We start from the raw sequence: 4,868 nt of genomic DNA, 5'->3' as shown, positions 1-4,868 counted from the left end.
AAGCACTCCAACTTATGGTTCTAAAATTATCTGGTTTTTTTTGAACCAAAACCTGTTTGGTTAAGTACAGATATTCTGTAAAATCAACTTCCCATTTTCTTTTATTAGTAATAGTCATTCCATGTGCAACAATATCTACATCTCCCCTATTTAGAACTTCAAATTCTGTATCTAAATTATCAGAAATTACAATTTCTAGTTTTAAATTTAAGTGTTTTGATAAACGTTGTAAAAGTTCATATTCAAAACCCATAGGTTGCCCTCTATATAAAAAATAACTAGTACTACTATACACAACTAAAGCTCTTAAAACACCGTCTTTTCTGATATCTTCTAAATCTCTATCTACTGAGTTGGCTACAATGGGATTGTATACTTCCGTATATGTATCAAAAACTTTTTTATCTTTCTGTTTACAAGATGAAAAACTTAAAAATATAATAAAAACTAAAAGTGAAATAGATGTTTTATGAATCATAGATCTTGTAAGTTACTAAAATCTAAATTAACTTTCAGATTTAAAAAAAGATACATGTTTATTATAGAAAATAACAAAGTATATATTAACTTCTATTTTGATTACTCAAATAAAAATCTGCATATACTTTGGTGAAATTGGCACCGAAAAATAAAATTAAACTAGAATACGAAACCCATAACATAATCAAAATAACAGAACCTGCTGCACCGTATGTAGAACCGGGTTGCATTTTATTAAAGTACCAAGCCAATAAATATTTACCCATAACAAATAAAATGGCTGTTAATGCTGCACCGAATTTTACTGCTTTCCAACGTACTTTTTTAGTGGGCAAATATTTAAACATAGCCGCAAATAGTAAGTAAATAAAAAGAATGGACATTAAAAAATCTACTAAATATACATACTCAAATAAGTTGTCGGGCACAAATTTTTCGATACGATTACTAAACGTACTGATAAGAGAAGTTAAAATAAAGCTAATTAAAAGTAAAAAACCGATGATTAAAATAAACCCAAAACTTTTAATTCTGCTTATAATTATTTTTATAATTCCGTTGGTATTTTCAGTTTGTTTGGTTTCCCAAATCTTATCAAAAGCCTCTTGTAATTGATAAAAAACACCTGTAGCACCATAAATTAAAGTAGAAAAACCAATAACAGTGGTAAATATAGAAACAGATTCGTTACCCCTTTCTAGCATCATTACTCTAATAGACTCTGCTGTTTTTGCACCTACAGCTTTGGTTATTTCGTCTAAAAGTTCTCCTTGTACAATTTCTTTTCCCCATACATTACCCACCAAATTTAAAATAATAACAATTAATGCTGGTAAGGATAAAATAGCATAGTAGGCAACAATAGCACTTAATTTAAAAGGCTCGCTTTTAAACCAATTTGCAGTTGTTTGCTTTATTATTTTAAAAAAATTTGTAGTATATTTTTGTATGCTCACTGTTGATTATTTTCTGTTAAATTAAAAAAACTTTTTTTGTAGCACAACAAAAGTTTTTGTTTTTAGGCTTCTCCCCTTGCTGGATAACCTTCTTCTAAAATATAGCTGATACCATTCAAAACATCTTTAAAAAGAGGTCTTCCAAAAGGCATAGATTGAATTGATTCCCAATACACTTTACCTTCTTTATCAATTAAAAACAAACCAGGTTCAAAAAAATGTTCGGGTTCATCATTTATTCCTTCAGAAATAAACAAACCCCATTTTCTGGCTTCGTCTATAGATAAATCATATCCTATTGGAATACCGTCAATATCCCATTCTTTATAGGTTTGTTTGGCTAGTTCTTCTGTATTAGAACTTATAGCAATTAAATTGACACCTTTTTCAGTAAAATCAGAAATTTTATTTTGTAAACTTTCTAATTGCTTTTTACAAACAGGGCAATGTTTACCTCTGTAAAAAAGTATCATTGTAAAATTTTTTGGGTTTTGTTCTTGTAAATTCCAAGTGGTGTCATTTACTAAATCTACAGTTAAATTGGGTGCTTTTTCTCTTGGTTTTATCATCTTGTAATATTTTTTAAGTTACTTGTATTTTTAAAAATTTAATTTAACTGATTACTTAATAAGTTGCCATTTTTCCTTTTTTCTTTTTCAGTTGTTTTTCTAAATCACTTACAGATTCAGATATTGAATCAATAAAATTATCATGACTAGCTTCTGCAAAAAGTCTCGGACCTGGAACACTTAATCTAATATTACAAATCATACCCGTTTCGTCTGAAGAAGTGTTTTCTGTTTTAAAAAACACGTCTGCTCTTACAATCATTTCAAATTTTTGATATAATGATTCTAATTTTTCAGTAGCAAAATCTTCTAATCTTTTACTGGCTTCTACATCGTGGTATTCGAAATTGATATTCATCTTTTGTATATATTTTAAGGTTAATAAACTATTAATTTCAAAGATAGCACTACTTTAAGCCCTTTATTTGTGCAAACGATTGTTATTTGAACTCATATCAATCTAATAAAAAATAAAGCTTTTTTTACAAGGGATTAAAATGTAATTTTGAAAAATGAAAGCTGTTTTTAAAAAATTATTTTACTTATTACATAGCAAAGAAGAAAATTCTAAAGAGAATTTGCCCACCAATTATTTTTTAATTTTATTAAGCAATACAGCTACCAAATTGGGTGATACATTGAGCAACCCAAAAACGGTATTAACTTGGGTAATGAGCTTTGTAAACGCACCAGTATATTTAATAAGTTTAATTGTACCAATTAGAGAGTCTGGTTCTATGTTGCCACAAATATTTTTGGCAAGTGTTGTAAAAAAGAAAAAACAGCGTAAATATGTGTACGTTTTTGGAGCAGTTTTACAGTTTGTATCGGTTTTGGCTATGGGCTGCATCACTTTATTTTTTAAAGATTCCTTTGCTGGTTGGTTACTAATTATTGCTTTAATAGTATTTAGTTTTTCTAGAAGTTTATGTTCTATAAGTTCTAAAGATGTGTTGGGTAAAACTATTCCAAAAAATATACGTGGAAAATTAAAAGGTTATATAGTATCTATAGCAGGTATTTTAGTATTATTGGCAGGTTTGTTTATGTTGTATAAATCTAAAACAGATGCCAATGTTTATTTTTACAGCGTTGTATTATTTGTTGCAAGTAGCATGTGGCTTCTGGCAGCGATTTTATTTGCTACAATTAAGGAGCCAAATAGTAAAAAAAGTGAGAATAAAGAATCTTTTAAAGAGGTATTACAAAGAATCAATCTATTAAGAAAAGATGCTCACTTTAGACACTTTATCATTGCAAGATCTTTGTTATTATGTTCTGCCTTAACAGCTCCTTTTTATATTTTGTTGACTCAAAAACATATTGGTAAAGATTTATATTTATTGGGATTATTTATAGTTGCCAATGGTATTGCAGCCATTTTAAGTGCTCCTTTTTGGGGGAAATTGGCAGATTTGTCTAGTAAAAATGTAATGGCATCTGCAGTAAGTATAGCTTCTGTTTTAGGTATTTTAATTTTTATGTTGATCTATTTTTACCCAATGATTGCCAAAGAATTTTACATATACCCAATTGCATTTTTTATTTTAGGAATTGCTCATAGTGGTGTACGTTTAGGGAGAAAAACCTACATTGTTAATATGGCAGAAGGTAATAAAAGAACCGATTATGTTGCTGTCAGTAATACAATTATTGGTGTAATTCTTTTAATTACAGGTGGTATTAGCGCTTTGGTTTCTATAATTTCTGTGGAAGGTGTTTTGTTAGTTTTATCTATTTTTGGCTTATTTGGAGCCTTTGCTAGTTACAAACTAAAAAATGTAGAAGCATAACATAAAATATTAGCAACTATTTTTATTTTGTGGGTTTTACAACCTTTAGAGAACCTAGTGTTAAAAATACTAAAAAACCAATTAACAAATAAGAAACATAACTATAACTACCTAATTTTGTGAAGCAATAACTCATAAAACTAGGTGCTAAAGCACTCGCAATTACTAAAAAACTCATTACTTTTCCTGTAATTTCACCTAAAAATTTTCTACCAAAATAACGTGGCCAAGTAACTGCATTTACTACTGCAAAAAGTCCACTATACAAGCCTAATCCTATCACTAATAGGTAAACTCCAAAACTAGTTTCTAAAGCGAGTAAACCAAAAGCTGCTAAAAATCCGCTACAAAGCATTCCAAATAAATAGATTTTGTGTGGTACATAATCACTTAAAATATTTGCTAAAGTAGATATAGAAATGGCAATTATAGAAATAGGTAAAAATATTGCAATGGCTTCGTTTTTGGTATATTGATAACTTTTAAAAATAGAAATTACATGAAAGGTAAAACCAGTAATAAAAAAGCTGTTAAACGCCAATGCCAAACCAAACATCCAAAAGGCACGAGTTTTTTTTGCCTCTTTTAATGTAAAGTTTATTTCTGTGGGTAATTTTTTTTTCTTTTTTTGATGACTTTTGAATCCATCTGGTAGCAGTCCAAAATTTTCTGGTTTGTTTCTATAGAATTGTAAAATAAAAAAGCAAAAAATAAAAAGTGAACAGGCTAAAATTTGCCAACTTAGCTCCCATCCATTATTGTCTATTAAATAATTAATTAAAATTGGGGAACTAGAAAACCCTAATGAAATAGTGATACTACTTATAGAATTCATTTTACCTCTATTGCTATCGAACCACATCATAACCATGTTTCTAGACGCCATTGTTAATACACCTTGACCACAAAAACGGATTAGAAAAAAAAGAAAACAAAGCAATAAAAAAGGAATAAACCAAGAATTAGTGCTAAATATATTTTTAAAAAAAGTGCTAATGCCTTCTGAAAACGAAAATAGTATTAAAGATACACCTAAAAAGAAAGCAGCAAAAAAAGCTACAAATCTGGCG

6 protein-coding genes are annotated in these 4,868 nt (G+C 28.7%); 1 reads left to right on the top strand and 5 read right to left on the bottom strand.

Annotated elements, in window-relative coordinates:
• The 4 genes from ACTG3S_RS10455 to hpf all read right to left on the bottom strand — a co-directional run.
• Positions 1-478 (bottom strand): transporter substrate-binding domain-containing protein (locus ACTG3S_RS10455; RefSeq protein WP_439129298.1); only part of this gene is annotated, 478 nt, incomplete at its 3' end.
• A gap of 85 nt (positions 479-563) precedes the next feature.
• The gene (locus ACTG3S_RS10450; protein WP_439129297.1) at positions 564-1,436 is read right to left on the bottom strand and encodes a YihY/virulence factor BrkB family protein; all 873 of its coding nucleotides are present in this window, start codon (positions 1,434-1,436) and stop codon (positions 564-566) included.
• Between the two features lie 62 nt (positions 1,437-1,498).
• Positions 1,499-2,005, bottom strand: a complete 507-nt coding sequence (locus ACTG3S_RS10445; protein ID WP_439129296.1) for a peroxiredoxin-like family protein — start codon at positions 2,003-2,005, stop codon at positions 1,499-1,501.
• Between the two features lie 55 nt (positions 2,006-2,060).
• Positions 2,061-2,363: a ribosome hibernation-promoting factor, HPF/YfiA family gene (gene hpf, locus ACTG3S_RS10440; protein WP_439129295.1), complete on the bottom strand. Its 303-nt coding sequence runs from the start codon at positions 2,361-2,363 to the stop codon at positions 2,061-2,063.
• A gap of 154 nt (positions 2,364-2,517) precedes the next feature.
• On the opposite strand from hpf, the gene ACTG3S_RS10435 reads away from it, so the two are divergent.
• Positions 2,518-3,798 (top strand): MFS transporter, encoded by a 1,281-nt coding sequence (locus ACTG3S_RS10435; RefSeq protein WP_439129294.1) that lies wholly within the window; start codon positions 2,518-2,520, stop codon positions 3,796-3,798.
• Positions 3,799-3,820: 22 nt separating this feature from the next.
• Here the strand turns inward: ACTG3S_RS10435 and ACTG3S_RS10430 are convergent.
• A partial coding sequence (locus ACTG3S_RS10430) for an MFS transporter (RefSeq protein WP_439129293.1) occupies positions 3,821-4,868 on the bottom strand: 1,048 nt, incomplete at its 5' end.

Source organism: Polaribacter sp. (genome assembly GCF_965656025.1).
In the GTDB taxonomy this organism is placed as follows: domain Bacteria; phylum Bacteroidota; class Bacteroidia; order Flavobacteriales; family Flavobacteriaceae; genus Polaribacter.
This window is presented reverse-complemented; position numbering and strand designations above follow the sequence as displayed.